Origin of the sequence: Oculatella sp. FACHB-28 (assembly GCF_014696015.1) — a bacterium.
Taxonomy (GTDB): Bacteria; Cyanobacteriota; Cyanobacteriia; order Elainellales; family Elainellaceae; genus JAAUTN01.
In genome coordinates this window covers 39,220-62,484 of the sequence record NZ_JACJPJ010000050.1, presented here as the reverse complement: position 1 = coordinate 62,484, position 23,265 = coordinate 39,220, and the positions used below count along the sequence as shown (strand labels likewise).

Sequence of the window (23,265 nt, the reverse complement as noted above, 5' to 3'; positions counted from 1 at the left end):
ATCATGCTACCAGCCTATGCTCCCTGTCGCACGGATCAAAATTGGATGTGCCCACCAAAGTAACAGCACAAAAACTACTATACCCACGTATGCAGGCTTAAGGAACTCTTTAATATCAAGGGTTTGCCGCCCTTGAAAAATCGCCAGAAAGGGCATAATCGAAGTTCGAGATTTTAAGGTTTCAAAAGATTCGCCGTAGCGGGCCTGTAGACGGCGATCGCCATGCCATACACCAAATAGATGATGCAAAATTAGCCCAGCCGATGTAACCAGCATAAACGTCGTACCTAGCCAAAGTGCATGGGCGACACACCAAATTACCTGTCCAACCATTTGAGGGTGGCGAGTAATCCGAATAATCCCGGTTTCAAACAGATGCACCTGGGGTTTTTGAATTGCCGCAATTTCCAGCAAATTAAAAGTTGCTGGGTAGAGAAAGATAAAAGAAATTGCCGAAAGTGTCCATACAGCAATTTCTACACCGGGAATGCCCTGCAATTGCCAAAGCTGTAACCCGTCATAGCGGTGATTAATAAAGTAAATAATCAGAACTATCGCTAAGGGCAAACTAACCAGCGCAAAAAAAACGCGGTAGAGCCTTGCACCAACTAGTTTCTCAGCACGAGGGCGCAATGCCGCCAAACCACTATGGGCGATCGCAAAACCAAACAATAGCCCCAAAATCACAAAATGACTGGGCGTTAGCCATTCGTTAGACATAGCCACTAACAGACACCTATCCGCGATGTATCAAGCACTAACGTATACTCTAAAACAATAAATCGATGTCTAGCTGCATGAGATCAACGGTATAGAGATTGCCTTTGTTGCCGTCCCAGGTAGCAATCAGGAGATTACTTTGGTTGAACGGGGCGATCGCAGTAATAGGAGCCTGGCCATCAATCCGGCTGATTTGCTGCCCTTCACGGTCTAGAAGTACGATTTGCCCCTGGCTATCTGCCAAGATATAGCCCCAACGAGTAGCCAGCAAAAGTTCAGGCACAATTTCAACTCCGAGCCGTGTAATTCTGAAGGGTTTCAGGTCGATCAGCAATACAGACTGAGGATTGCACAAATCAGTTGCTAGCAGTTGATAAGGGACAGAAGTTGCAATAACCTGTCCTATCGGCACAGGCACAACGAGAGAACCGAGACGATTGCCCCGGCGCGTAAACCCTTCAATCAAGGTCGCTGAAGAATGCTGTTTTGAATTTGGAAACAGCGACATCGTTCGAGACGGCAAACCAGAAGCAACTACGACATGACGAGAATCCAGCGCAATCAACCTAATACTAGAAGGATGTCCTTTGAGCGATAGCTTAATAGATTGAGTAGAAGTCTTGAATTTAAAGTCCATCTCCGAAAGATGCCAAAACTCCAAACTATTGAACTCGGCATCAGTAGGAGTAGTCAGAGTCGCCAACCAGGTCCCTTTGGCAGCAGCAACAAAATCTTGACTTGGCACAGTTACGAGTTGTGGCGTAGGGTGCGCTGCCTGATTAAACAAAGGGAGAAAATAAACTGCCTCAGATGTGACAGCAAAACAACCTTGAGAATGAAGCCATAAATTCCGCACGGGTGAAGGCAGAATTGTGTGCCAGGTCTGCCGCAAATCACCTGCGCTAATCAAAGTGTCAGCAGGGAGCAGTTGATGAGCAACCTGAGTGCCCGTCGTCCAACAAAGATTTGCCAGTGGAATAGAGTGCGATCGCTGTAATGGTGTGTTGGACTGTGGAGCCAGCGACAACTGGGCGATCGGGTGAGGCAGTGGCTCACACTGCTGATAGCCAAATTCGCAAACCGGAGCAGGTCGCTTCGGTTGCAGCAATGGCACGTTTGCCTGCGATTCCAGCAAAGAACCAAACCCTTGCTCCACCGCAACAATCTGTAAAGCAGACAGCATCTCAGCTGCTGAGCGAAACCGTCGAGCCGATAGCTTTTGCAACGAAGTAATCAGAATTGGCTGCCACGCAGGTGGGATGGAGTCAGGCAACTTTAAGGGATGATTCAAATGGGCCGACATCAACTCTGTTGGAGTACCTGAAAACGGGCGGTGCCCAGTAATCAGTTCAAACAGCAAGATACCTACTGAGTAAAGGTCAGAAGCAGGCGAATATTGCCCGTAGAATCGCTCTGGAGCCATATAAGCAGGTGAACCCGTATTGCCCGTTCCCTGCTCAACCAATTCCTGATTGAGACGAGCAATGCCAAAATCAGAAATTCGTGCCGTCCAGCCTGAAGGTTGCAAATTCAGCAGAATGTTCTCTGGCTTAATGTCGCAGTGAACAATACCCCGACTGTGAGCATGGTCCAGCCCTGCCAAAATATCAGCCACTAGCTTCAGGCTTTGCGGCAAATTCAGGAAGCTATCTCCCACCATCAGGTTGCGAAGGGTGCCGCCTTCGCAATAATCCATCACCAAGTAGCGCCCTGTGCGAGTGTGCTCCAAGGCTTGACAGGTAACAATATTTTCGTGCTGCAAACTCAGCAAAAATCGCAGTTCACGCAAAAACTTGTGCGTTGGAAATCGCTGATGCTCTAGATTTTTCAGCGCTACCAAACGACCCGTCTGCCGGTGTACGGCGCAGAAAACCCGGCCAAACTGCCCTTGCCCCACCAATCCGAGGAGCCGATACTTCGATCGCTTTAACTCACTTCCAACGGGGCTGGACACAACAACATTTTTCTATAGCTTAGTCTATAGAACCTAACAAAATTAATAGAAATTTGGCTCAGATGAGGCTACACTCCGAGCGGTACGACCTTTTTAGACTTAGGCTTTAAAGCTTAACTAGAAAACTTAGAGTAGAAGTTGCAACCCAACCATATTTCCATATTTGTAGATGTACCTGGGTGCAAGCTTAGCAACGAAGGTTTAGTTTAGCCAGAAATTTGCTGCATTATAGCTTCGTGTTCCAGATTTGTAACTAGAGTCTCAGCAGGCTCTAGACGCTTAGTCAAGCCGATGACAAACCGATTACAGTCAGCTTCAAGCGACTCGCAGGTCGTCTGGACGCAGTGAAGTTCTCGTCCTGTTAGTTGACTGAAGAAAGCACTCAAGATTCCGGCTTCCAGGAAACAACTGGGCTGTTTACCTTGGGGAGCTAATTTAGCAAAGGGAGAGTTCCAAGTTTTAATGACCAAAAACCCACGATGCTGGTAGGTTTGGTCAAGCTCAATCTTGCCCCAGCCATGTGTAATCCAACATTGCTGCAAGGATTGGAGAAACTCGACCATCGGCATATCGGCAGGTGAGACGCTGTAATAATCCGTCAATTGTTCACAGAAGCGAACGTAGAAGTTCTTACCCCACCAACGACCGCAGTTAAACAACACTAACCGCGATGCTTGTCCTGTTTCCTTTTCTAATCCAGCATAGATGCCCTGGATCAGGGTTTCAGGAATTGCCAGCAGGCGATCGCCCTGACGATTTTCCAGCAAGCCTAACTCCAGATCACCCCGCACATAGGCATCAGTTGCGAAGTAATTGCTGGGAATACGATTATTGGTGAGTAAATCAGCAACGGAAATCATGGTTTTGGGGAGTGAGGATTAGCGGTTAGGAGTTGGAGTATTGGCAGGCTGCTGGAGCGTGTTTTGCGCTAGCAGCAGCATGGGGCTTAGTAGGGTTAAGTGCCTGGGATTTAGGGCTTGCTTGAGGCGCTGATTGAGGAGTCGGTATAACACTGCGTCTATGGAGCGGGTGTCGTAAACCTGAATAGTTTGGCTCAACCAGCCCAACAACCGTTCTTTGACAAATGTTTCATCGTTGAGTAGCATTCCCATCGCGCAGTAGCGAAGCAGCAGCAGCGCATTTTTGATACTGCGTTCCAGCATCTCAACTTTTTGCTGAGGCAGTTCTAACTGAAGCTGATCTGCGACCGACTGCATGATTTTGAGTTCGCGATCGCGCAAGTTGCGATAGGCTTCTAGCCGCTCAGGGAGAGAGTCTACGTATTCACCTAGAAGGCTAAGTTCCTCGGGCTTGAGATAACGATTCTCTGCTTCATCAAAAATGGTTTCAAGTTGTGGATGCATGGCGGAGAGAAGTGATGAGGGATGAAGGAAAATTGGAAGGTGAATGGCTAGGGTTGGGAAGTTGTATTGAACTTTAGAAGAGGTCAGAGAAATCTTCTAAAGTGAAGTCTTCGTTGGATGATGGGGTAGAGGTTGCTGGGGTGGGCGTAGTGGCGATCGCGTTGCCATCCCAGGCGATCGCGCCGAAAAACTGACTGACGGTCAGAGTCAAGCTCAGTGATGCGTCGTTGCCGTGTAGAGCAGTGAGCTTGAGTTCTTGTACCTCTGGTGAATGTCCTTCCCAATTGAAGGCGGTGAAAAACTGATGGACGGTTTGTTGTAACCAAGATTTTGAAGTTGGGGTAGAACCATTCATCCCACCATTCATCCCACCATTGGTCTTTCCGTTGGTGTGTGCTACTGCTGCATTGCTCATCTCAACAGTTCTCCACCCCGCAGACGCTTCTCGATGTCTCTAGCTGTTGCGCCTTCGTTAAGCCAGAAGGAGGCTGCATCAATCCGATCTTGGCTGCCTAGGAGGAATTTGCAGTAAGTTTCGCCCATTGAGTAGCACTGAATCTCGATGCAACCAAGCTGTTTTTTGACGAGTTCGGTGAAGAAACCGGCAAATAGTCCGGCGTAGATGTGGCAGACCGGCTTACCTACGTCTCCTAGGGTACGAGCAACAGCAGAATCAAAGATATTGATAAACATGAAGCCTTGTTTGCGATCGCCCATATCTACCTCCCAGCGTCCCCAACCTTGAGAGGTGAAGGGCCACCACCAGGTTTCTAAGAGAAAGAGCAAATTGGTTTGACGAACAGTGCGGTCATATTCTTTCTCAAACCACTTCTCGAAGAAGAAAGCATCTTTTTGACCCCATTCACAGCCAATCGTGTACATCGTAGCTGCGGAGGCATCACCCACTTCTTCTTCCAGTCCTTCAACCAGCCCGATGATGAAATCCTCGGTGGTGAAAATGTTTTGACTGCCGTTCCAGTCTGTGATCGTGCCCTTGTCAGGGTCGAATTGGAAGAAATCACGGAACCCATAGTGGTTGTGTTTTCTAGAGTTTTTTGATTTGGGCAGGTTTTGAGGAGGTTGGGTCACCGTCACCATAGGAGTTCTCTTGACTGGGTTGAGTATCGATGAGAGCTTGAGTAACTCAGGTAAATAGATGCTACTTCCTATAGGAAAATTGACTGAAACGGCCAAGCGCAAATCTACTGGTTTGCTCCCCTTGGGTTACTCTTGTCTTCAATATTCCCCCGATTTGGTGAATCTAACGGACAAGTATCCGTAGATTTTTGTGAACCTGAATCCGCAGCGTCAATGGATGGCGCTAGGCAACAATCCTAAACTGGCTGCGGCTGAGGGAGGGAGTGCCGGAGAGGGTGGCGATCGCGACCGCTGACCCACTGCCTACGCCATCGCGATCAAAACTAAGCAAACCACTGCTGGTGTTATATAGGAAGTTGGCACTCGTCCCGACAGATGTGGGATTACTGCCGCTGATGAAGGCTCCGGTTGCAGATGCGGTGCCACGCAAGCTAACTCCCCGTCGCAAACCGCCGCCAAATCCTGAAGCCGAAATTTGCAGCAGGTCATCTCTACCAAAGTCGGTGATGGTATCTCTACCCTGACTGGCGAACTTGTAAGCAAAGGTATCTGCTCCTCCTGCTCCTCTTAGCAGGTCACTTCCAGCACCTCCCGTGAGAACATTTGCGCCACTGTTTCCAGTTAATTCGTCGTCAAAGGATGAGCCAGTCAGGTTCTCTAGGTTGGTTAAGCGATCGCGACTGTTAAAAGAAGAAAGAACGCCTTGGCTAGATAGTCGGGCATACCAGGTATCTCCCAATTTGTCGTAACCTGCTTTAGTGGGGTGAATGCCGTCACTGCCAATGTCACCTAGGTTTAAGGAACCTCCTGCGTTCACAAACGTAACTCGCTTACCTTGAGCAGCTTTAGCACTGACCAAATCTGGAATGGCTTCGTTGAAGTCCTGCAAGCGAGCATTTCGAGATGAGTTTGTAACGGGTGTGACGGTGGATATGACCAGTCTGGCGTTGGGCGATCGGCTGGTAATCTGATCAATCAGCTCACCCAAGTCTGCCTTCATTTGGTCAAGTGTTCGGTTGTTGCTAGCGCTGGTGTCGTTTGTGCCAATTTGCAGAAGAATGACGTCAGGACTGTAAGTTTCAAAATACTCAGAATCATCCACGATATTGGTAATCTGGCTAATTCTTAGTCCAGGGTTACCCTCGTGGTCTTTGTCCCTCAAGTCACTGGGACCGTCAGATCTTGAACCGATTAGATCAACGGCAAAGCGATCGCCAATAAATCGATCTTCAAGCTGAGTGCGATAGGCTCCTGCGACCCGATTTGTATGTTCACCGGAAGTAATTGAGTCTCCCAGCGGCAAAACTGAGATGATGCGGCTGCCACTTCCAGTGCTCAGGTTGGCAGAAATGCGATAAGTTGACCCGGCATAACTAGCAGTGTCTATTCCCGTACTGCCATTCAGGGTATTTCTACCAGTGCCTCCAGTCAGCGTGTCATTGCCGTCTCTACCATCCAGAGAATCATTGCCAGCGCCGCCATTCAGTGAGTTGTGCCCTGCATTACCCAGGATTCTATTGTTTAAGCTGTTACCAACACCGTTTAACGAACTTCTTCCTTGTAGAGCAAGGGTTTCAACATGATCAGGAAGTTGCAAGCTGACCGTAGATCTGATTAAATCTATCCCCTCATTTGCTTCTTCAACGACGCGATCGCTTTGGCTGTCTACTACGTAAGCATCATTACCCAAGCCACCAATCAGAGCATCTCTACCGATGCCACCATCAAGCGAATCGTTCCCGAGTAATCCTAATAATCTGTCGTTGCCACCTAGCCCGAAAAGTTGATCGTTTCCGTTGGTGCCTCTAATCCCGTTATTCCTGGAGTTACCCGTTATCCTTGCCATTTTGCTGCCTTGTAATAGTCATGGATTGTCATGCTGAAGCTGACGGAACAGATATCACTGCACCGCTTCCCCGTAGGCAGAAGATAGTTTCTAAAGCGCTACTTTGATGGGTTTGTCGGGTTCTACGTTAACGGCTATATCTAGGTAGCACTACTGAACAAAGGAGATCTTTACTGAGCTTTCAAGCTATTTGGGCTTTGGTGAGAAAAGGATGAAGGGTAGGGAATGAGGGATGAGGAAAGAATCTTTAACTATGGGCTGTTGCGAATTGCAGGCTGTTCACATGGGTAACGAAGTTAGACAGGATTTGCAATCCGCTAGTTGAAGATTTTTCGGGGTGAAATTGGGTCGCCATCAAGTTATTGTGGGCGATCGCCGCAGTCACGGTTTGACTACCATGCGTGATCGTTGCTGCGGTGACTGTAGAGTCAGTCGGGTCAGCGTAATAAGAGTGGACGAAATATGCCCAGGGGTCAGCGGGAAGCTGCTGCCAGAGTGGAAGATTAGGCTGGGTGAACTGGAGTTGATTCCAACCCATGTGAGGAATGGTAATACCTGATTCTGGGCGAAAGCGACGCACGGTTCCAGCAATTACTCCTAGACCTGGTTCGTGACCTTCTTCACTGTTTTCTAGAAGAATTTGTAAGCCTAAACAAATTCCCAGGAAGGGTTTGCCGCTAGCGATGATGTCTTTGATCGGTTGAATTAAATCGCGCGATCGCAAATGTTGAATTGCCGGATCAAATGCGCCTACTCCCGGTAAAACGACTGCATCAGCTCGTTCTAACTCTTGAGCGGAATCGGTAATTTGGGGGGTTGCACCTGCTTTCTCTAAGCCTTTGCAGGCAGAGTGCAAGTTTCCCATGTCGTAATCGACAACGGCAATAACAGTCATTTCCTGCTCCTGGAAGTGATGGCTTCTTTCATCCTACTCGTTTGACGGTCACCGGGAAAGAAGCGAGGCAGCGGTGTCAGCGATCGCCACGATTAATTGATTATGAACCTCAGACCATAGGTCAGGGTTTCTAGACAAGGGTTCATTCCTGGAAATAGAGACGGCATAACGACACCTCAAATGAAGCAGTGGCAGAAGTAAGACTCAGATAGATATATTCTTATGGTCAGGCTTACGCTTTTAGTCTTTCTCAGAAATCTCTGTGACTCAAATTCTACTCACTTCTTTTACGACCTGGATGGCGCATCAGCAATCGAATGCATCAGATGATTTGCTGGTAGAAATTCAGCAAAATTATCCTTCAACTGGTTTGCATTTTTTGAGGCAGCTTCCAGTTGATTTTCGATTGGCACCGGAGCAGGCGATCGCTCACTTTAACCAGCTTCAACCTGATGCTGTAATCTTGTGTGGAATGGCAGAGTCTCGGCAGAAATTGACTGTAGAGTCGAGGGCGATCACAGATGACATACTTCTCCATACAAGAGTCAATCTAGAGAAACTAATCACAGAACTAGAGTTTACTGAAATCAGTCATGATGCAGGACAGTTTGTTTGCGAAGCACTCTATCATGCGATGCTGAAACATCTACAGGAAGCTGGTTTAGACTGCCCCTGCATCTTTGTTCATATCCCTGTTTTGACTTCAATGAATTCTCAACAAATTGTCAAAGACTTCCAAGCGATCGTCGAGTATGTTCGCAGCGAAACCCATTATGTAAATGCAAAAGCTGACATGCTAAAACCCCATAGGTAAAGCTGGAATGCAATTGAGTTGCTTTGGCTTCTGCACCGCCTGCTCCCATTGCAACAAATAGCGGCAAGAAGTGTTCTTCGCTGGGGTGATTTTGAGCTGCATGAGGAGCAGTACGTTGACCGCCTAGCAGGTCATCAACGCGCTGGTGTGTGACGGTTTCTGTTAGCCATTCGTCAAACTGAGCAACCCATTCGGGCGGAGATGCCTCAAATGGATAAGCGCCAAACATACGTAGATTGTGCATTGCGGCACCACTTGCCACGATCAACACATCGGACTGACGCAACGGTGCCAGAGCTTGCCCTAGATAGAGATGATGTGCTGCCCCTAAATGCGGCTGAAGTGAGAGTTGCGTAACTGGAATATCAGCGTCTGGATTTATCAGCATCAGTGGTGTCCAGGCACCATGATCCAAGCCTCGCTACAGATTGTTTGATTTCTTATTGTACTAATTCTTACAACTTATTTCTGCCACTAGTAGGGTGTAAAGTGTTCTGTCTCTCTGGCAAGGTGATTACGGTTAGAGAGCGGCACAAAGCACAAAGATTAATCATGCAAACTGTGAAGCTAGTTTCGGGCGCAACGATGCCTGTTCTTGGGCAGGGCACTTGGCGAATGGGGGAAAATGGCAGGCAACGCAAGGAAGAGGTGGATGCTCTACGGTTTGGCATTGACCTGGGCATGACGCTAATCGATACCGCTGAGATGTATGGGGAAGGCGGTACCGAGGAAATTGTGGGAGAAGCGATCGCCCCCAACCGCGACCAAATCTTCCTGGTCAGCAAGGTTTATCCCCACAACGCTACTCGCCGAGGCACTATCGCTGCCTGTGAACGTAGCCTGAAGCGGTTGAAGACCGATCGCCTTGACCTTTACCTGCTCCATTGGCGTGGTTCAACGCCTTTGGCTGAAACCATTGAAGCGTTTCAGGAATTGCGGCAGGCTGGAAAGATCCGCGACTTTGGCGTGAGCAATTTCGATCGCGATGACATGGAAGAAGCTCATAGCCTGGATCAGGGGTTAACTACGACCAATCAGGTGCTTTATAACTTGAGTCGGCGTGGCATCGAGTGGGATTTGTTGCCCTGGTGCCGGGAGCAAAATGTGGCAGTGATGGCTTATTCACCGTTAGAACAGGGACGAATGTTGAATAACTCGTCGCTGAAAACTATTGCGGAACGGCATCATGCTTCTGCGGCTCAGGTGGCGATCGCCTGGTTACTGCAACAAGGAGTCATCGTTATTCCAAAATCGAGCAATCGCGATCGCATTCGGGAGAATTACGCAGCGCTTGACCTGAAATTAACCGATGCTGACTTAACTGAGTTGAATCAAGCTTTCCCACCACCCCAGAAAGCCAGACCGCTTGAAGTTCTCTAAAACTCCTCTTGCAGATCTGGCAACTTAGTACAAAATTACTATATTGAGACTTGCCCAGTTGAGCAGAGATACCTTATGAGTACCATTGCCAGACGACCCTCGGTGGTTGAGCTAAGCCAGCGCATTCTGGATATGGCAAAAACTGGGGTTTATCGGGAGTCCGTGTTTGAGGCGCTGAAACCCGTCGCGACTAAGAAACAAATTCGAGAGGCGATCGCCCATGCTAAAAAGTTTGGGCTGCATTCGGTTGCGAGTTTGCGGGACGAGGAATTGGGCACCTATTACGAAGTTGATCTGGTCAAGCTGCGATCAATAGAACATACGATTTCCACTCCTGTTCCATCCAGTCAGTCAACGGATTTAACGAAACAAACAACGGATGCGATTGTCACGATTCGGTTAATGTTAACGGCAGCGAAAGGAGCGGCGATCGCCCTTACCATTATTGGATTTGCCTATTTGCTCACAGGAAAGCAGCAGGCTAGCTTTGGCTTGTTTAGCAGTGCTGCTAGTGCAGCGGGGCTGTGGATATTGCAGAAAGCTTTTGCCAAGAAGGTAGACAGTCAGAGTTAGGTTGCAGTTTGTTGAACAGTTCCTCTAAAACGCCACAAAAGCGATCGCAGTGTGTAGCGTGGAATTATTCCACCACGAGGTGCAGCTATGGCGCAACTGAGTCAACGTCGTCCTCAAAACGTGAGTGGCGATTTTTATGTCGATCGCTCCTGCATCGACTGCGATACTTGCCGCTGGATGGCTCCAGAGGTATTTCATGAAGCTGGAGATCAGTCTGCTGTTCATCATCAGCCTGTGAATGACGATGAACGATTACGGGCAATGCAGGCATTGCTGGCTTGCCCAACTGCCTCGATTGGCACGGTTGAAAAACCGACTGACATCAAGCAAGCACAAGCAAGTTTCCCGATTTTGGTTGAAGGTCCGGTTTATCACTGCGGCTATCATGCCGAAAGTTCCTTTGGTGCTGCCAGTTACCTGATTCAAAGACCAGAAGGAAATGTGCTGGTCGATTCGCCCCGCTTTGCCCCTCCTCTGGTGAAACGACTGGAGCAACTGGGTGGAGTTCGTTACCTTTACCTGACGCACCGGGATGATGTAGCGGATCACCAGAAGTTTCACGATCATTTTGGCTGCGATCGCATTCTCCACAAAGACGAGATTAGCCGAGGTACGCAGTCAGTAGAGATTCAGCTATCGGGCACAGAACCCACGCCACTTACCGATGATTTGCTGATTATTCCAGTTCCTGGTCACACCAAAGGGCACACGGTTTTGCTGTATGACAACAAATTTTTGTTTACGGGCGATCATCTTGCTTGGTCAAATGAGCTAAACCACCTTTACGCCTTTCGCCGTGCCTGCTGGTATTCCTGGACAGAGTTAGTTCAATCGATGGAAAAACTGGCGAATTACTCCTTTGAATGGGTATTACCTGGTCATGGTCGTCGCTATCATAGCGATCGCAAAACCATGCACCAAAAAATGCAGCAGTGCCTTCAATGGATGAAAAATGAGAGATAAAGTTGTCTTGCAACCCTCGTTTTTCATCCCTTTAAAAGTACGGTAACTTCGACTCTTCAGCCTGAAGAATGGATATTAATATTGAGGTGTAGCGATCGCCAGATAACCACCACCTTTAGGAAAACTCGAATGCAAGATTCACCAAACACTTTTGGCATAGATAAACAAAAGCTGCTGTCAGCGCTCAGTCATGGCTCAATTTTCCTGAGTTCTTTGATTGCTTCTGTGGGCATCCCGATCGCGATTCTGTTTATCTCGGAAGATCCGGTTGTCAAAGAGAATGCGAAGGAAGCAATCAACTTTCACCTCAACGTGTGGCTGTATGGCGCAATCTTTGGTTTTCTTTGCCTGTTGCTGATTGGCTATCCGCTGCTGCTGGTTTTGTTCATCGTTCACTGGACAATGCCTGTTTTGGCAATTATGCACACTTTCCGCGAACCTTCACAGCCTTATCGCTATCCGTTTATTTTCCGCGTAGTGTAAGGAACTGGGAATTAGGAACCTAAGTAATGTGATCCTATTCGAGCTGTAACCTTGGCTCTTCAGATCTCCAACTTCTCAGAAAAGTTGGAGATTTTGTCTTTGTAGTGCAATCCTCAAACTCTGCCTTTTTGCTGAGCGCATCTGGTAAACCATCAAGCTAGCATCGTTACAGAAGTTAACAAACGAGTGTCGCGCTTTAAGGTTTCAGATGTTTAATCTACTAGATGCAACAAAAGATTATTGGCGCAAGCTAGACGAGCTAGAGGCGGCTTACCAGCGAGGTGAGGTTTCTCTGGCTGAAGTTAATACAAAAGTGCCTGAACTGATAGCAGAGCTAAGCCGCGAACGTCGTGCTGCGATCGCCCTGATGCAGTCTAGTTGGAGCCGCGTTTGGCGCGAACATCAGCAAGCGATCATTGGCACTGTGGCAATTGGTGTTTTGACCTATGCCTGGATGGTTGCTGAATTAGTTTGAGTCAGTTCGCTCCAAAGTTTGAACAGTTAACACTTGGGGTGGCGTAGAGTCAGGCGGGTAGAGGAAATCAACCTGAACAAGACGGCGATCGCCCTCTGGCATTTCCAACGTCACTAACGGCTCGCCTTGCTGTCCTCGGCGCTGTACGACATGAATGTATCGTGTTCGAGGTAAGCCCCGGTCGTCGGTGTAGCGCACTCTCACCGTTCCTCGAAAGAAGGTTTGGGTGGGCAGTGGCTTAAAAAAGCGCAGTCCATTTTGACTCAGTAGGTCTTCTTTGATCGGAGTTTGTAGAGCGATCGCTACCTGTTGAGTTTGATCTGTTGGATTGTGTAAAGGCAGCGAGAGGCTGTACTGAATAGCATAGTTGCCGTGCGCCTGATAAGCCGTGTCCGGGTAACGTACCAGCATAGGGGCGGTCTGCACTTGATTTGTGCCTAACCTGCCAGCTACCAAAGTACTGAGTCCATAGGAAAAAGCTTCACCCGGTGCTGGAATACTTAGCGTAAGGGCATTGGGGCTGTCTGCTACCTGAGCTTCCCAAACAGAACCTTGAGCCACTCCAGCCACTCGTCCATAAACCACCTGTCCTCCCGTTTGGTCTGGGGGTGTGGGGGTGCGATCGCGGGCTCCAGCAAGACTTCCGGTTTGCAGGAGGGATCGCCACTCATCCAAGGTAGGAGCCTGCTCATTCCCTGTTTCATCCTCACGGGCAAATAGGGCTAAACTCGCTACATATACCCGGCCGTCACTTCGCAAGCGCATCAGGGTAGAACGTCCGTTGATTGGCGGGTCCAGCGTTTCAACAGGTATTGGCACGTTCAGCAACATTTCATAGCCTCCAGGTGGAACGATCACTTGAGGCGAAAAGCCTTCCTGACGCTGCCCCCGCAAAATATCATTCATGACGCGGCCACCTGGTCCGGCATACACTTCCCCTAAAGGATTTTCTACCAGGGCAGGCAGGTCAATGAAGGGGGCATCCGGTTGGCTGAGATAGGTTGCAGCCTGCAATACATCTACTGCAACCGGTTGACTACCAGGATTGTGAACAATGATGCCCAGATAAAGACTCGTCAATTCTTCTGGAGATGGCGCCCGATAAACGTGGTGAGCAAATAAATCAAACCGTCCTTCAAATGGGAAATTTAAGTGTGCGGCAGGCTGCTCCATTCCTTCTGCGGGAAACGTTGAGAGCAGAATTCCTTGTGTCTGCACCAGTTCTGGGCTGTTGCTGTTAAACATCGGAATTTGGTCAAGCCCACCCGGAAGCGATCGCACTTCCTGAGGACGGACAAATTCTTGAGGTTCTGGTGGCGGTGGCGGAGTAGGGGTAGGGGTAGCCTGAGCAAGGGTGAGTAGAAAAGCGAACATGCAGGAAGTAGTCGTAGATAGACGGTAATGCTAGTTATTGATCATTGGTAGCTGTTTATAGCCAATTTGTAGTCAACGACCAATAACTAGTGCCTAAAAATGTATCACCAACTGGTCACGAATCCTCAACCCCCGTTGCTTCCCAATCCTGCGGTTGCCTGAGCATATTCCCGCAGTTCGACTGGGACGGGTTGGGCGTGCCAAATGTCCTCACAGTATTCGCGAATGGCGCGATCGGAGGAAAATTTGCCTGTCCGCACTGCATTGAGAATCGACATGCGAGTCCAGTTATCCTGATCTCGGTAAGCTTTACTCACTTTGTCTTGACAGTCAACATAAGACTGATAATCGGCAAACAGCATGTAAGGGTCGTGATGTAGCAGTGAGTCTAACAGCGGTTTGAACAGGCTAACGTCACCGTGAGAGAAATGCCCTGTGGCAATCAGGTCAATCACTTCACGTAGTTGAGGATTGCTGTGGTAATAGTCCCAGGGATTATATCCTTTGGATTTCAGATCATTCACTTCATCGGTGGTTAAGCCGAATAAAAAGAAGTTTTCTGCACCCACTTCTTCTCGGATTTCAATGTTGGCACCGTCAAGTGTGCCGATGGTGAGTGCGCCATTCATGGAGAACTTCATGTTGCCTGTACCAGAGGCTTCTTTTCCGGCTGTGGAAACTTGCTCAGAAAGTTCGGCTGCTGGATAGACTCGCTGACTAAAGGTGACGTTGTAGTCAGGCAAGAAGACCACTTTGAGGCGATCGCGCACATCTGGATCATGATTCACCACATCTGCAACCGAGTTGATCAGCTTAATGATCAGCTTTGCCATGAAATAACCGGGCGCTGCTTTACCGCCAAATAGGAAGGTACGCGGCGTAATGTCAACATCTGGGTTGTGTTTAATCCGATTGTAAAGCGTGATGATGTGCAGCACATTTAGGTGTTGGCGCTTGTACTCATGGATTCGCTTTACCTGGATATCAAACAATGAGTCAGGATATACAGTTACTCCAGTTCGCTGGTGAATGTAAGTTGCTAAATCCTGTTTGATGTCCTGCTTGATCTGTCGCCACTCCTGACGGAAACCAACATCGTCAGCAAAGGGTTCTAATTCTCTCAGGTCTTCTAGATGCTTAATCCAGTTATCGCCAATTTTGCTGGAAATGAGTTTAGTCAGTCTGGGATTGCTCAACACCATCCAGCGGCGTGGGGTAACTCCATTCGTTTTGTTGCTAAACTTCTCTGGCGAAAACTCATAGAAGTCGCGCAAAACAGTTTCTTTGAGTAGCTCAGAGTGGAGAGCAGCAACTCCGTTTATGGCGTGGCTGCCTACAGAGGCAAGATTAGCCATGCGAACATATTTTTCTCCTGTTTCGTCAATCAACGACATGCGGGCAACTCGCCCGACATCGCCAGGATATTTCATTCGCACTTCATCCAGGAAGCGAGTGTTGATTTCGTAGATGATTTGCAGATGCCGGGGCAAAAGGCTACCAAACAAGCTCAAAGACCAGCGCTCCAGAGCTTCTGGCAAGAGGGTGTGATTGGTGTAGCTGAGTGTGTTTCGAGTGATGTTCCAGGCTTTGTTCCACTCCACTAAGTGTTCGTCTACGAGCAAGCGCATCAGTTCTGCAACGGCGATCGCAGGGTGAGTGTCATTCAACTGGAGCGCAAACTTTTCGTGTAGAGTGTCTAACGTTTTACCAGTTTGCAAGTGAATTCGGATGATGTCTTGCAGAGAACACGAGACAAAGAAAAACTGTTGAATTAGCCGCAGTTGCTTACCCTGAATCTGCTCATCGTTAGGATAAAGCACTTTGGTGATGTTTTCGGAACTCATTTTTTCATCGACCGCACCGTAGTAGTCTCCTTTGTTGAATGCCTGAAAGTCAAAGGATTCTGGTGCTTCTGCTTTCCAGAGTCTTAAGGTGTTGACGGTGTTGTTTCTGTATCCAGTAATTGGTGTGTCATAGGGAATTCCATTCACAGTCTGATTGGGCACCCAACGCACACGAAGTCTACCGATGTCATCGTGGTAGGTTTCGATGTGTCCACCAAATTTAACTTCGACGGTTTCTTCCGGGCGAGCAATCTCCCAGGGGTTGCCATAGTGCAGCCATTTGTCAGTGATTTCAACCTGCCAGCCATCCCGGATTTGCTGATCAAAGATGCCAAATTCGTAGCGAATGCCGTAGCCGATTGCAGGCACTTCCAAAGAGGCAAGAGAATCTAAGTAGCAGGCTGCTAATCGCCCTAATCCACCATTTCCTAAACCTGGCTCTTCTTCCTGGTTGAGCAAATCTTGCAGATCTAAGCCTGATTCTTCAACGGCTTGACGCACCTGATCGTAAATATCCAGGTTGATCAGGTTATTCCCCAGGTGTGGACCCATCAAGAACTCGGCAGATAGGTAGCCTACAACTTTAACACCCGGTTTGCGGCAAGTGGTGGTGGTGTTGAGCCAGCGCAGAAGGAGGCGATCGCGCACAGTGTAGGCTAGCGCCATGTACAAATCATTCTTGGTGGCATTGCTAGGAAATTTGCCCTGAATGTAGACCAAATTATCCGCCAAGGCACGTCTGAGGGTTTCTACCTCTAGACCTGTGCGATCGTCGTCCACCTGAACTGGAATATTTTGAGTTTGTGTAGGGTTTTGGGTCTGCATGTAGATTAACAGGAGTCCTGTCTATAGCTCGATTAAAGCGCTAGGTTCAAATGCGGTTTACAACCGTCCCTACTAATATCTGTGCTGATGGTTAAGACGGGTTGATTCTCCCTAAAGAATTAAGGTACGTAAAATTCGTAAGTTGTGTGAAGCACAGCGGAACCTAACACTTGCAGGACTCCTCGTTGGGTTTCGCAATGCTCCACCTAACCTACATCGCTGTAGGGACATGGCAATGCCATGTCCCTACAAAATTCATACATCGGATCGGCATACGCCACTTATTTTGTGGTTTTGGTCTTTGCAGGACTTAATCCTTTAATTGCGGGTGCGTTTACGACTTCACCTGTGGCACTAAAGCGGGAGCCGTGGCAGGGGCAATCCCAGGATTTTTCAGCGGAATTCCAGGCAACAATGCAACCTAAATGAGGACAAACGGCTGAACATTCGTGTAATTCGCCAGATTCATCCCGGTAAACGGCTATTTTGGTGAGTCCGTGTCGAATGACTGCCCCTGTTCCTGGAGCCAACTGCTCAGCGTCATCGATCTCACCGCCTGTCACCCAGTCCGCGTACTGTGCAGCGACATTGATTCCTTCTGTAATTAGGTCAGAGGCAGCACCCACTGGTACTCGTCCTGGATTGTACAGCTCTTCCCAGGGGTTCTTATGTCCAGCAATCAGGTCGGCTAGGAGCATTCCAGCGATCGTGCCGTGAGTCATACCCATTCCTGAATCGCCTGTCGCGATGTAAACGTTCTCTGCTTGGTCAGGACTTTGCCCAATGTATGCCAGTCCATCTGCCGATTCCATGACTTCACCTGACCAACGAAACTCAATGCTTTCCACCATTGGAAACCTTTCTTTTGTCCAGGTTTCCAGGGCCGCATACCGGGCATCAGCATCGTTTGCCTGTCCGGTTTTGTGGTCCTCACCCCCAATAATCAGCAAATCATAGGTTTCTCCATCGGTTTGCATTGTCTGTAAACGGACGTAGTGATAGGGGTCAAGCGTATCCCAATACAAACCTTTGGCGATCGCCCCCTCTTGCACTTTTGCAGCAATCACATAAGTTTGGTAGGGTGCCTGCTTTAAGTGAGTAAAGACGCGATCGTTAATCGGAGAATTAGTTGCAATCACAAGTGCGTTAGCGGTGACGGTGAACCCTTCCCGCGTCTTTACCTGGGTTGGAGAACCGCCCTTTACCTCGCTGACGTGAGTGTGGGTGTAAATGCGTCCACCGTGACGGGTAATCGCATCTGCAAGTCCTGCTAAATACTTTTGAGGATCAAACTGGGCCTGTTGGGGAAAGCGCAAACATGGGCCGGTGTCGAAGCTGCTGATAGGCGATCGCGCCAACTTTTCAACCCCAGTTAAACCGGAGCGATGAGCAGCTTCTAGCTCTTGATCTAAATCCTTAACATCATCTAGTGTGGCAGCAAACAAGTAGCCATCCAACCGCTCAAAATCGCAGTCAATGTTCTCAGCGGTAACAATGGATTCGACACAGGCGATCGCCGCTGTAAAGCTGTCAGCGACTAATTTTGCCGCTTCTTTATCATGAGTATTCTCAATTTCGTAGTAGCGATCGTCGAGTGCTGTAGCAATGTGAGCGGTTGTCCGAACTGTTTGACCACCCCCAATCGTTCTACCCTCCAATACCACGACAGATTTCTTTTGCTTGGCTAATAAGTAAGCCGTTGTGAGTCCCGCAATTCCTGCTCCGACTACGCACACGTCTGCATGAAGAGATTCCTTTAGAGCTGATTGCTCAGGAACCTTTGCGGTTCTCATCCAAACCGAAGTACTTTCTCCAGAATTCTGGTGCATTACTCTTATTCCTCGTTTCTCATTACAAGGAATCTTTACATAGCTTTACAAAAGCCGGGTTCTTTCGAAAGAGGGAGAGGATGGCAAAAGTAACCCTTAGGATAGGCGATCGCAGCAAAGGCTAGAAGCTGAGCCGCACTATCCAAGGGTAAACTTCTGTTTTTTGTTCTACAAAAAATCCATCACGCTACAAAATCTGCCTGGGTTACCAGGTTCGCATTTACATTTTCTAGTGTCAAAAGATTAGTACGACCCACCTGAATGAGTGTGTCACTTTGCTGTTGACGAATGGTTAGCTGCCCAAACGACACCCCCCCACTCAGTTGAATTTTGTCGAGTCTGTTAGCAAAATCTGTGATTACATCTAAGCCTTCTCCACGACCGATGATAAGGGTATCTCGACCGCCTCCTGTGGTGATCCGATCTCTGCCAGCGTTCCCTGCAATCCGATCGTTACCTGCGCCACCGTTAATCGCATCGTTGCCAACTCCACCCTGGAGAAAATCGTTGCCTGCACCCCCAACTAGTCTGTCTGCACCAGCTTGACCCAACAGGCGATCGTTTCCGTTTAATCCTGAAATTTGGTCGTTGCCTGCCAATCCACGAATCGCATCATTTCTGTTTGTGCCCACCAGGTAGTCAGCCCTAGCAGTAGCCCTTCTGCTTGCAACCGTCACAGAAAATGTGTCTTGAATCGTGTCTCCCAACAGATTAGTTGCACGAATTGTGATTGCAGCTATTCCCGTTCGAGTGGGACGGTAGTTGAGTTGAAGCTGGTTATTGCGAACTGTCGCATTCACCAGGTTAGGGTTGGAATTGTTGACAACTCTAAACTGCAACTCATTGACGCGGGAAACTGTGATGCTGCGATAGCGAACTAGATTCTCATCACCACTCAATACGGGATTTCTGGGATCTGCAACGCTCAATGGCAAGTCGGTAAAGGCAGACTGACCAAAGAAATTAGCAGCCCCAAAGATGGGCAATCTGGCGATCGCATCAATGACATTCAAATCACCCCTTCCACGCACCTGACCAAAGACAGTAAATCCACCATTTTGGTTATCCAAGTTGCGAGAGTTGTTAGCAAGGTTGAAGAACCATTGGTTCGTCGCACTATTGGGATTGTTGCCCACTTTAGCCATCGCGATCGTGCCACGTAGGTTAGAGCGACCCGCACTAAACTCATTGCGTACAGGAGCATCCGCTGGAATCACCTCTACCGCATCCGCACCGCTTCTAGGGGTTTGCTCTAATACCTTATCCAATCCATCAACGGTAAACCCCCCACCTTGAACAATAAAACCAGGAACAGAGCGATGGATAATTGAATTTCTATAGGCCCCACGACTGACATAGTTTTGAAAGTTTCGCACAGTCAATGGAGCGCCTGCCCCAGGCTGATCGAAAAGTACAACATTGGTGACTCCACCGCCCAAGGAGGTGTTGAATAGCTCAAAGCGAGCAACCAGTCCCGTTGTAAATGGATCGTCAAAATTGTTTAGTAGGTTAACAGCAGTATTTTGAGCATTTCTAACCACTAAATCAGAAATGGGGTTCACCACAATTGACATAAACGATCTCACCAAGACGACATCTGATTCAAATCCAGAGTGATCTTAAAGTTGATGAGTCAAGATAGCAACCTACAGTTGAGGCAAAGCCGAGAACATCACTAAAAATTTAACTAATCCCCATTTAGTGTTTGTCCAATGATTTCCATTGGACAAACACTAACGGTGCGGAATTGATTGAGGGAACTTCTCACCCGTGCATTCAAGTTCATTTAAAGGACTTTTGTTTATATTCATACCCACAGCCGTTTTACCGGATACGCATCAAACTTTTTATCAGTACTAATAATGGTGAGAGAGTGGTTGATTGCTTGTGAAATTAACATTCGGTCAAACGGGTCGCCGTGATGCAGCAGGAGGTTCCGCACTTGCACCGTATCGGCAAAAGAGATTGGCAGGATGAGGATATCTGAACTATCGATCGCGATTCCAATCGTTTCATAGCTCTGTCGAAGCGATAACTTGCCAAGTTTCAACTTAATGGCAATTTCCCAAAGACTGGCAATGCTTAGATAGACTAAATCTGCAGTGTCGATCGTTGTTCTCAGATTGCCTGGAAGGCTTGAATCATTTTCAGTCAGCCAAATAAAGGCATGAGTATCTAAAAGAAAAGTACTCATTCCATATATTCCTTAAAATCTTCAAGAGGCTCATCGAAGTCGTCAGGTAAAGGCAACACAAAAGTACCCTTTAAGATGCCAGATCGACGTTTTTGGGATGGTAAGTTTTCCTCAGGGATATCTGTTGAATAGTTATTAATTAAATATTTGGCATAGTGCAGAAGCTCTTGCTTGAGTGGTTCTGGCATTTGAGTAATAGTTTGCAAAATCTCTGCATCAATTGTCATAAGTGCTCCTTTTTATCGCCATGATTTATATTCTTTGTTTACTTCTACCAAAAACATCACAGCAATTCCAGCTTGAATTGTAAAGGAAGAGTCTGCTTTAACGCTACGAAAAGCAGCACGGAACAGGTCAACCATTTCATGACTGTGAAATAGGTGCTGACGTTGATAGGTGACGAGAGTGAAAAAGTAGGTTCTGCTTCACCCAACCTACGTGGGACTGCATTGAGGTGACAAAACCTTATTTCGGCACAACAAAACCTCTTTCCGGCATGACAAAATCTTTTTCCAGCACGACAGAACTTTATTTCATCGCGACAGAACTTTGTTTCATCACGACAGAATCTCTTTCCGGCACGGCAAAACCCTGTTTCATCATGTTGGAATCTTTTTCCGTCGCGACGAAACAAGCTTTTGTCACGATCGCCAAGCTATTTGTAAAGTTTTTTAATAACGATCGCCGTTAAACTACGTTGTTTCTGATCAAACTTGGGTAAAACGGTTGGAATGCGATCGGTTATTGCTGAGGCTACAGTTGCTCTGGTGTAAGTACCTTGAATTTGTACTCTACCCACACAGGTAATCCATCATGGCGCGTCAAAAGCGTAGCTCTAAAGTTTTGGGAAAAGCAGAACGTCGCTTGGCGGCAATCAAGTCTATTAGCTCCTCCTTGGATTTGGGCAACGGGCGGACGGTTGAGACGTATGAGCAGGCGATCGAATTGGGTCGCAGAAGGCTAGAGTTTTATAACACCACACTCTCGGCGGCTGATGCAGCTGCGACTGCGGTTACAGAGTTTGAGAAATCTTTGAGTGAACTGTCTGAAGATATGTTGTTGGCGGTCGCCGCTAAGTTTGGCAAAGACAGCCCCGAATATGAGATGGCAGGAGGAGTGCGCCGCAGTGAGCGCAAGCGTCCGACCCGAAAAGCAAAGCAATAGACGACACAATAGCAAACATAATTCACCTAAACACCTTGACGAGAGTATCCATTCCCGGATATGCTCTCTCGTCAAGGTTGTTTTTATTACACATCACAACCGACACAAACCCAAAAATCTAGCGCTACTCAAGGCTGTTACAGCAACCTTGAGCAGCTAACCGACAAACTGAGTACAGCAGTCTGGCGGCTAACGGTGAATTTTACCACTCCCTTAGCCACCTCGACTCGTCGCGTCAAATAGTCTGAAGGTGGCTAGGTTTTTGGGGTTTCCTTGCAAACCCTAAACAGGAGTCAAACCCTAATGCCTGAGAACTTTTTAGAGTCTCTCTGCTCAGTTGTGGCAGAGAGCAATCTTTCCTCTGCTCATCCAGAACGCGAACGGCTGCAAATTTTAGTGATCGGTTCTCGTGATGGAGTGATGGAAACGATTCATACGCTTCACGCGCGTGGCTTTGCCCAAGTGGGCGCATGGAGTCCTTTGTTGCCCGCCCCTCACCTGAGTGAAGTGATGAGCATTCTCAGGCGCTATCGCAAGCGAGATAACTAAGCCCACTGTAGGGGCGAAGCGGTCGGTAAGAAACCTTAAAACAGTTCCAGATCTGCTTGATTGAGTCCCCGTAGGGGCGAAGCGATCGGCAGGGAAACCCTTAAATAGTTCCAGATCTGTGACCGACCGCTTCGCCCCTACCTCGTGATACCAGATTAATAAATAGCTTAAACAAATTCTATGGCTGTTCAAGTGGTAACTGCTTTAGCGCAGGTGAAACTGCTGGCTGTGTTGCCAATTCACTGAGATTTAATAACCAATCTTCTGTTGTTTTTGGGGATTGTAGATGTATCACAGATAAATGGGCATATTCTGGCTGCTGAAATAGTGCAGGGTACTTTTTACGATTGCGCTGATAGGTTTGCAATAGCCATAGCAGGATAGAGTTTTGACTAAAGAACGATAGCCAAACGTTCTCCCGATTGCCATTCCAAAGTTCTTCTTGTCTAAACGATCGCTGCACGGTTCGCCGCAGCAATCGGTTCATCACTAGCCAGAATGGGTAATCCAGAAATACAACGGTATCCGCTCGACTCCAAACTAGGTCACGAGCTTTACTGTAATTGCCGTCTACAACCCAGCGATCGCCTGCAAGCGCCTCTGTTATCCGGTCACGAAACACTTGATCTGAAGCCTCTGTCCAACCCGGCTCCCAATGAAGTGCGTCTAACTCAACATGAGGAACTTGAAGCTGTTGAGCAATTCTTCGTGCCAGAGTTGTTTTTCCTGATCCGGTAGTTCCCACAACCGAAATTCGCTGACCGCAATGAAAACTGTCTTGCATAAGCTCCTTGTTAGACCCACAAATCAGCACAAGCGGAAATAGGATACAACTATTTGTGGCTTGTCTCTTGAAGTTTGCACGTGATTCCCAATCCTGAAAGCAAAGCTTCTCGGAACTATGAGATGCCCGTCAAAGTA

At 48.0% G+C, this 23,265-nt stretch carries 26 protein-coding genes and 1 pseudogene; 10 read left to right on the top strand and 17 right to left on the bottom strand.

The features are described from left to right. Positions 1–6: 6 nt before the first annotated feature. From H6F88_RS10035 to H6F88_RS34370, 9 genes and pseudogenes are all read right to left on the bottom strand, one after another. Positions 7–720, bottom strand: a complete 714-nt coding sequence (locus H6F88_RS10035; RefSeq protein WP_190642693.1) for an NnrU family protein — start codon at positions 718–720, stop codon at positions 7–9. Positions 721–769: 49 nt separating this feature from the next. Continuing rightward, positions 770–2,674 carry a protein kinase gene (locus tag H6F88_RS10030; RefSeq protein ID WP_190642617.1) on the bottom strand — a complete coding sequence of 635 codons (1,905 nt, stop codon included), beginning with the start codon at positions 2,672–2,674 and terminating at the stop codon, positions 770–772. A gap of 206 nt (positions 2,675–2,880) precedes the next feature. Next, positions 2,881–3,534, bottom strand: a complete 654-nt coding sequence (locus tag H6F88_RS10025) for a V4R domain-containing protein (protein ID WP_190642616.1) — start codon at positions 3,532–3,534, stop codon at positions 2,881–2,883. Between the two features lie 18 nt (positions 3,535–3,552). After that, positions 3,553–4,038, bottom strand: a complete 486-nt coding sequence (locus H6F88_RS10020) for a hypothetical protein (protein WP_190642615.1) — start codon at positions 4,036–4,038, stop codon at positions 3,553–3,555. Between the two features lie 73 nt (positions 4,039–4,111). Further along, positions 4,112–4,453: a hypothetical protein gene (locus tag H6F88_RS10015; RefSeq protein WP_190642614.1), complete on the bottom strand. Its 342-nt coding sequence runs from the start codon at positions 4,451–4,453 to the stop codon at positions 4,112–4,114. After that, a complete protein-coding gene (locus H6F88_RS10010; RefSeq protein WP_190642613.1) occupies positions 4,450–5,136 on the bottom strand; it encodes a V4R domain-containing protein in 687 nt (228 codons plus the stop codon). The genes H6F88_RS10015 and H6F88_RS10010 overlap by 4 nt, the downstream gene beginning before the upstream one ends. Positions 5,137–5,359: 223 nt before the next feature. Then, positions 5,360–6,982, bottom strand: a complete 1,623-nt coding sequence (locus tag H6F88_RS10005) for a GDSL-type esterase/lipase family protein (RefSeq protein ID WP_190642612.1) — start codon at positions 6,980–6,982, stop codon at positions 5,360–5,362. Positions 6,983–7,229: 247 nt separating this feature from the next. Continuing rightward, the gene (gene hisH, locus H6F88_RS10000) at positions 7,230–7,877 is read right to left on the bottom strand and encodes an imidazole glycerol phosphate synthase subunit HisH (protein WP_190642611.1); all 648 of its coding nucleotides are present in this window, start codon (positions 7,875–7,877) and stop codon (positions 7,230–7,232) included. Between the two features lie 75 nt (positions 7,878–7,952). Further along, positions 7,953–8,044 (bottom strand): annotated as a pseudogene (locus tag H6F88_RS34370) (DUF4058 family protein); the annotation flags it as partial. Between the two features lie 95 nt (positions 8,045–8,139). On the opposite strand from H6F88_RS34370, the gene H6F88_RS09995 reads away from it, so the two are divergent. Beyond that, a complete protein-coding gene (locus tag H6F88_RS09995; RefSeq protein WP_347277686.1) occupies positions 8,140–8,691 on the top strand; it encodes a peptidase C15 in 552 nt (183 codons plus the stop codon). Here the strand turns inward: H6F88_RS09995 and H6F88_RS09990 are convergent. Beyond that, entirely contained in the window at positions 8,603–9,106 is a 504-nt protein-coding gene (locus H6F88_RS09990; RefSeq protein WP_206756435.1) for a class III extradiol ring-cleavage dioxygenase, read from the bottom strand. The genes H6F88_RS09995 and H6F88_RS09990 overlap by 89 nt on opposite strands. A 137-nt stretch (positions 9,107–9,243) precedes the next feature. Here H6F88_RS09990 and H6F88_RS09985 point away from each other — a divergent pair, with 137 nt between their 5' ends. The 5 genes from H6F88_RS09985 (at position 9,244) to H6F88_RS09965 (ending at position 12,565) form a co-directional block, all read left to right on the top strand. Beyond that, positions 9,244–10,071: an aldo/keto reductase gene (locus H6F88_RS09985; RefSeq protein ID WP_190642609.1), complete on the top strand. Its 828-nt coding sequence runs from the start codon at positions 9,244–9,246 to the stop codon at positions 10,069–10,071. Positions 10,072–10,146: 75 nt separating this feature from the next. Further along, complete coding sequence (locus H6F88_RS09980) at positions 10,147–10,644, top strand: hypothetical protein (RefSeq protein WP_190642608.1); 498 nt, start codon at positions 10,147–10,149, stop codon at positions 10,642–10,644. 87 nt (positions 10,645–10,731) lie between these two features. Further along, positions 10,732–11,607, top strand: a complete 876-nt coding sequence (locus H6F88_RS09975) for an MBL fold metallo-hydrolase (protein WP_190642607.1) — start codon at positions 10,732–10,734, stop codon at positions 11,605–11,607. Between the two features lie 129 nt (positions 11,608–11,736). Next, on the top strand, positions 11,737–12,090 hold the full coding sequence (locus tag H6F88_RS09970) for a DUF4870 domain-containing protein (protein WP_190642606.1): 354 nt from the start codon (positions 11,737–11,739) through the stop codon (positions 12,088–12,090). Positions 12,091–12,298: 208 nt separating this feature from the next. Next, positions 12,299–12,565: a hypothetical protein gene (locus H6F88_RS09965; RefSeq protein WP_190642605.1), complete on the top strand. Its 267-nt coding sequence runs from the start codon at positions 12,299–12,301 to the stop codon at positions 12,563–12,565. Here the strand turns inward: H6F88_RS09965 and H6F88_RS09960 are convergent. The 6 genes from H6F88_RS09960 to H6F88_RS09935 form a co-directional block, all read right to left on the bottom strand. Continuing rightward, entirely contained in the window at positions 12,557–13,939 is a 1,383-nt protein-coding gene (locus H6F88_RS09960) for a DUF3370 domain-containing protein (protein ID WP_190642604.1), read from the bottom strand. The two genes, H6F88_RS09965 and H6F88_RS09960, sit on opposite strands and share 9 nt — an antisense overlap. Positions 13,940–14,064: 125 nt before the next feature. Then, a complete protein-coding gene (locus H6F88_RS09955) occupies positions 14,065–16,608 on the bottom strand; it encodes a glycogen/starch/alpha-glucan phosphorylase (protein WP_190642603.1) in 2,544 nt (847 codons plus the stop codon). 281 nt (positions 16,609–16,889) lie between these two features. Further along, positions 16,890–18,437: an FAD-dependent oxidoreductase gene (locus H6F88_RS33235; protein ID WP_190642602.1), complete on the bottom strand. Its 1,548-nt coding sequence runs from the start codon at positions 18,435–18,437 to the stop codon at positions 16,890–16,892. A gap of 182 nt (positions 18,438–18,619) precedes the next feature. Continuing rightward, positions 18,620–20,011 (bottom strand): peptidylprolyl isomerase, encoded by a 1,392-nt coding sequence (locus H6F88_RS09945; protein WP_190642601.1) that lies wholly within the window; start codon positions 20,009–20,011, stop codon positions 18,620–18,622. A 233-nt stretch (positions 20,012–20,244) separates the two neighbouring features. Further along, on the bottom strand, positions 20,245–20,631 hold the full coding sequence (locus H6F88_RS09940; protein ID WP_190642600.1) for a type II toxin-antitoxin system VapC family toxin: 387 nt from the start codon (positions 20,629–20,631) through the stop codon (positions 20,245–20,247). Next, on the bottom strand, positions 20,628–20,858 hold the full coding sequence (locus tag H6F88_RS09935) for a DUF2281 domain-containing protein (protein ID WP_190642599.1): 231 nt from the start codon (positions 20,856–20,858) through the stop codon (positions 20,628–20,630). Before H6F88_RS09935 ends, H6F88_RS09940 begins: the two co-directional genes overlap by 4 nt. A gap of 269 nt (positions 20,859–21,127) precedes the next feature. Between H6F88_RS09935 and H6F88_RS09930 the strand changes: the two genes are divergently transcribed. The 4 genes from H6F88_RS09930 (at position 21,128) to H6F88_RS09915 (ending at position 22,344) form a co-directional block, all read left to right on the top strand. Beyond that, positions 21,128–21,322 (top strand): hypothetical protein, encoded by a 195-nt coding sequence (locus tag H6F88_RS09930; RefSeq protein ID WP_190642598.1) that lies wholly within the window; start codon positions 21,128–21,130, stop codon positions 21,320–21,322. Positions 21,323–21,444: 122 nt separating this feature from the next. Then, entirely contained in the window at positions 21,445–21,795 is a 351-nt protein-coding gene (locus tag H6F88_RS09925) for a hypothetical protein (RefSeq protein WP_190642597.1), read from the top strand. A gap of 60 nt (positions 21,796–21,855) precedes the next feature. Continuing rightward, the gene (locus tag H6F88_RS09920) at positions 21,856–22,038 is read left to right on the top strand and encodes a hypothetical protein (RefSeq protein WP_190642596.1); all 183 of its coding nucleotides are present in this window, start codon (positions 21,856–21,858) and stop codon (positions 22,036–22,038) included. Between the two features lie 60 nt (positions 22,039–22,098). Beyond that, positions 22,099–22,344: a hypothetical protein gene (locus H6F88_RS09915; RefSeq protein ID WP_190642595.1), complete on the top strand. Its 246-nt coding sequence runs from the start codon at positions 22,099–22,101 to the stop codon at positions 22,342–22,344. A 178-nt stretch (positions 22,345–22,522) separates the two neighbouring features. Here H6F88_RS09915 and H6F88_RS09910 read toward each other — a convergent pair whose 3' ends face one another. Then, positions 22,523–23,128 (bottom strand): AAA family ATPase, encoded by a 606-nt coding sequence (locus H6F88_RS09910; RefSeq protein WP_190642594.1) that lies wholly within the window; start codon positions 23,126–23,128, stop codon positions 22,523–22,525. Positions 23,129–23,265: the final 137 nt, after the last annotated feature.

What these genes read in the sequence shown, in the direction of transcription:
- H6F88_RS10035 (WP_190642693.1), bottom strand. Translation starts at nt 720, where the DNA reads ATGTCTAACGAATGGCTAACGCCCAGTCATTTTGTGATTTTGGGGCTA.
- H6F88_RS10025 (WP_190642616.1), bottom strand. Translation starts at nt 3,534, where the DNA reads ATGATTTCCGTTGCTGATTTACTCACCAATAATCGTATTCCCAGCAAT.
- H6F88_RS10020 (WP_190642615.1), bottom strand. Translation starts at nt 4,038, where the DNA reads ATGCATCCACAACTTGAAACCATTTTTGATGAAGCAGAGAATCGTTAT.
- H6F88_RS10015 (WP_190642614.1), bottom strand. Translation starts at nt 4,453, where the DNA reads ATGAGCAATGCAGCAGTAGCACACACCAACGGAAAGACCAATGGTGGG.
- H6F88_RS10010 (WP_190642613.1), bottom strand. Translation starts at nt 5,136, where the DNA reads ATGGTGACGGTGACCCAACCTCCTCAAAACCTGCCCAAATCAAAAAAC.
- H6F88_RS10005 (WP_190642612.1), bottom strand. Translation starts at nt 6,982, where the DNA reads ATGGCAAGGATAACGGGTAACTCCAGGAATAACGGGATTAGAGGCACC.
- hisH (WP_190642611.1), bottom strand. Translation starts at nt 7,877, where the DNA reads ATGACTGTTATTGCCGTTGTCGATTACGACATGGGAAACTTGCACTCT.
- H6F88_RS09985 (WP_190642609.1), top strand. Translation starts at nt 9,244, where the DNA reads ATGCAAACTGTGAAGCTAGTTTCGGGCGCAACGATGCCTGTTCTTGGG.
- H6F88_RS09980 (WP_190642608.1), top strand. Translation starts at nt 10,147, where the DNA reads ATGAGTACCATTGCCAGACGACCCTCGGTGGTTGAGCTAAGCCAGCGC.
- H6F88_RS09975 (WP_190642607.1), top strand. Translation starts at nt 10,732, where the DNA reads ATGGCGCAACTGAGTCAACGTCGTCCTCAAAACGTGAGTGGCGATTTT.
- H6F88_RS09970 (WP_190642606.1), top strand. Translation starts at nt 11,737, where the DNA reads ATGCAAGATTCACCAAACACTTTTGGCATAGATAAACAAAAGCTGCTG.
- H6F88_RS09965 (WP_190642605.1), top strand. Translation starts at nt 12,299, where the DNA reads ATGTTTAATCTACTAGATGCAACAAAAGATTATTGGCGCAAGCTAGAC.
- H6F88_RS09960 (WP_190642604.1), bottom strand. Translation starts at nt 13,939, where the DNA reads ATGTTCGCTTTTCTACTCACCCTTGCTCAGGCTACCCCTACCCCTACT.
- H6F88_RS09955 (WP_190642603.1), bottom strand. Translation starts at nt 16,608, where the DNA reads ATGCAGACCCAAAACCCTACACAAACTCAAAATATTCCAGTTCAGGTG.
- H6F88_RS33235 (WP_190642602.1), bottom strand. Translation starts at nt 18,437, where the DNA reads ATGCACCAGAATTCTGGAGAAAGTACTTCGGTTTGGATGAGAACCGCA.
- H6F88_RS09945 (WP_190642601.1), bottom strand. Translation starts at nt 20,011, where the DNA reads ATGTCAATTGTGGTGAACCCCATTTCTGATTTAGTGGTTAGAAATGCT.
- H6F88_RS09940 (WP_190642600.1), bottom strand. Translation starts at nt 20,631, where the DNA reads ATGAGTACTTTTCTTTTAGATACTCATGCCTTTATTTGGCTGACTGAA.
- H6F88_RS09935 (WP_190642599.1), bottom strand. Translation starts at nt 20,858, where the DNA reads ATGACAATTGATGCAGAGATTTTGCAAACTATTACTCAAATGCCAGAA.
- H6F88_RS09930 (WP_190642598.1), top strand. Translation starts at nt 21,128, where the DNA reads ATGACAAAATCTTTTTCCAGCACGACAGAACTTTATTTCATCGCGACA.
- H6F88_RS09925 (WP_190642597.1), top strand. Translation starts at nt 21,445, where the DNA reads ATGGCGCGTCAAAAGCGTAGCTCTAAAGTTTTGGGAAAAGCAGAACGT.
- H6F88_RS09920 (WP_190642596.1), top strand. Translation starts at nt 21,856, where the DNA reads ATGCTCTCTCGTCAAGGTTGTTTTTATTACACATCACAACCGACACAA.
- H6F88_RS09915 (WP_190642595.1), top strand. Translation starts at nt 22,099, where the DNA reads ATGCCTGAGAACTTTTTAGAGTCTCTCTGCTCAGTTGTGGCAGAGAGC.
- H6F88_RS09910 (WP_190642594.1), bottom strand. Translation starts at nt 23,128, where the DNA reads ATGCAAGACAGTTTTCATTGCGGTCAGCGAATTTCGGTTGTGGGAACT.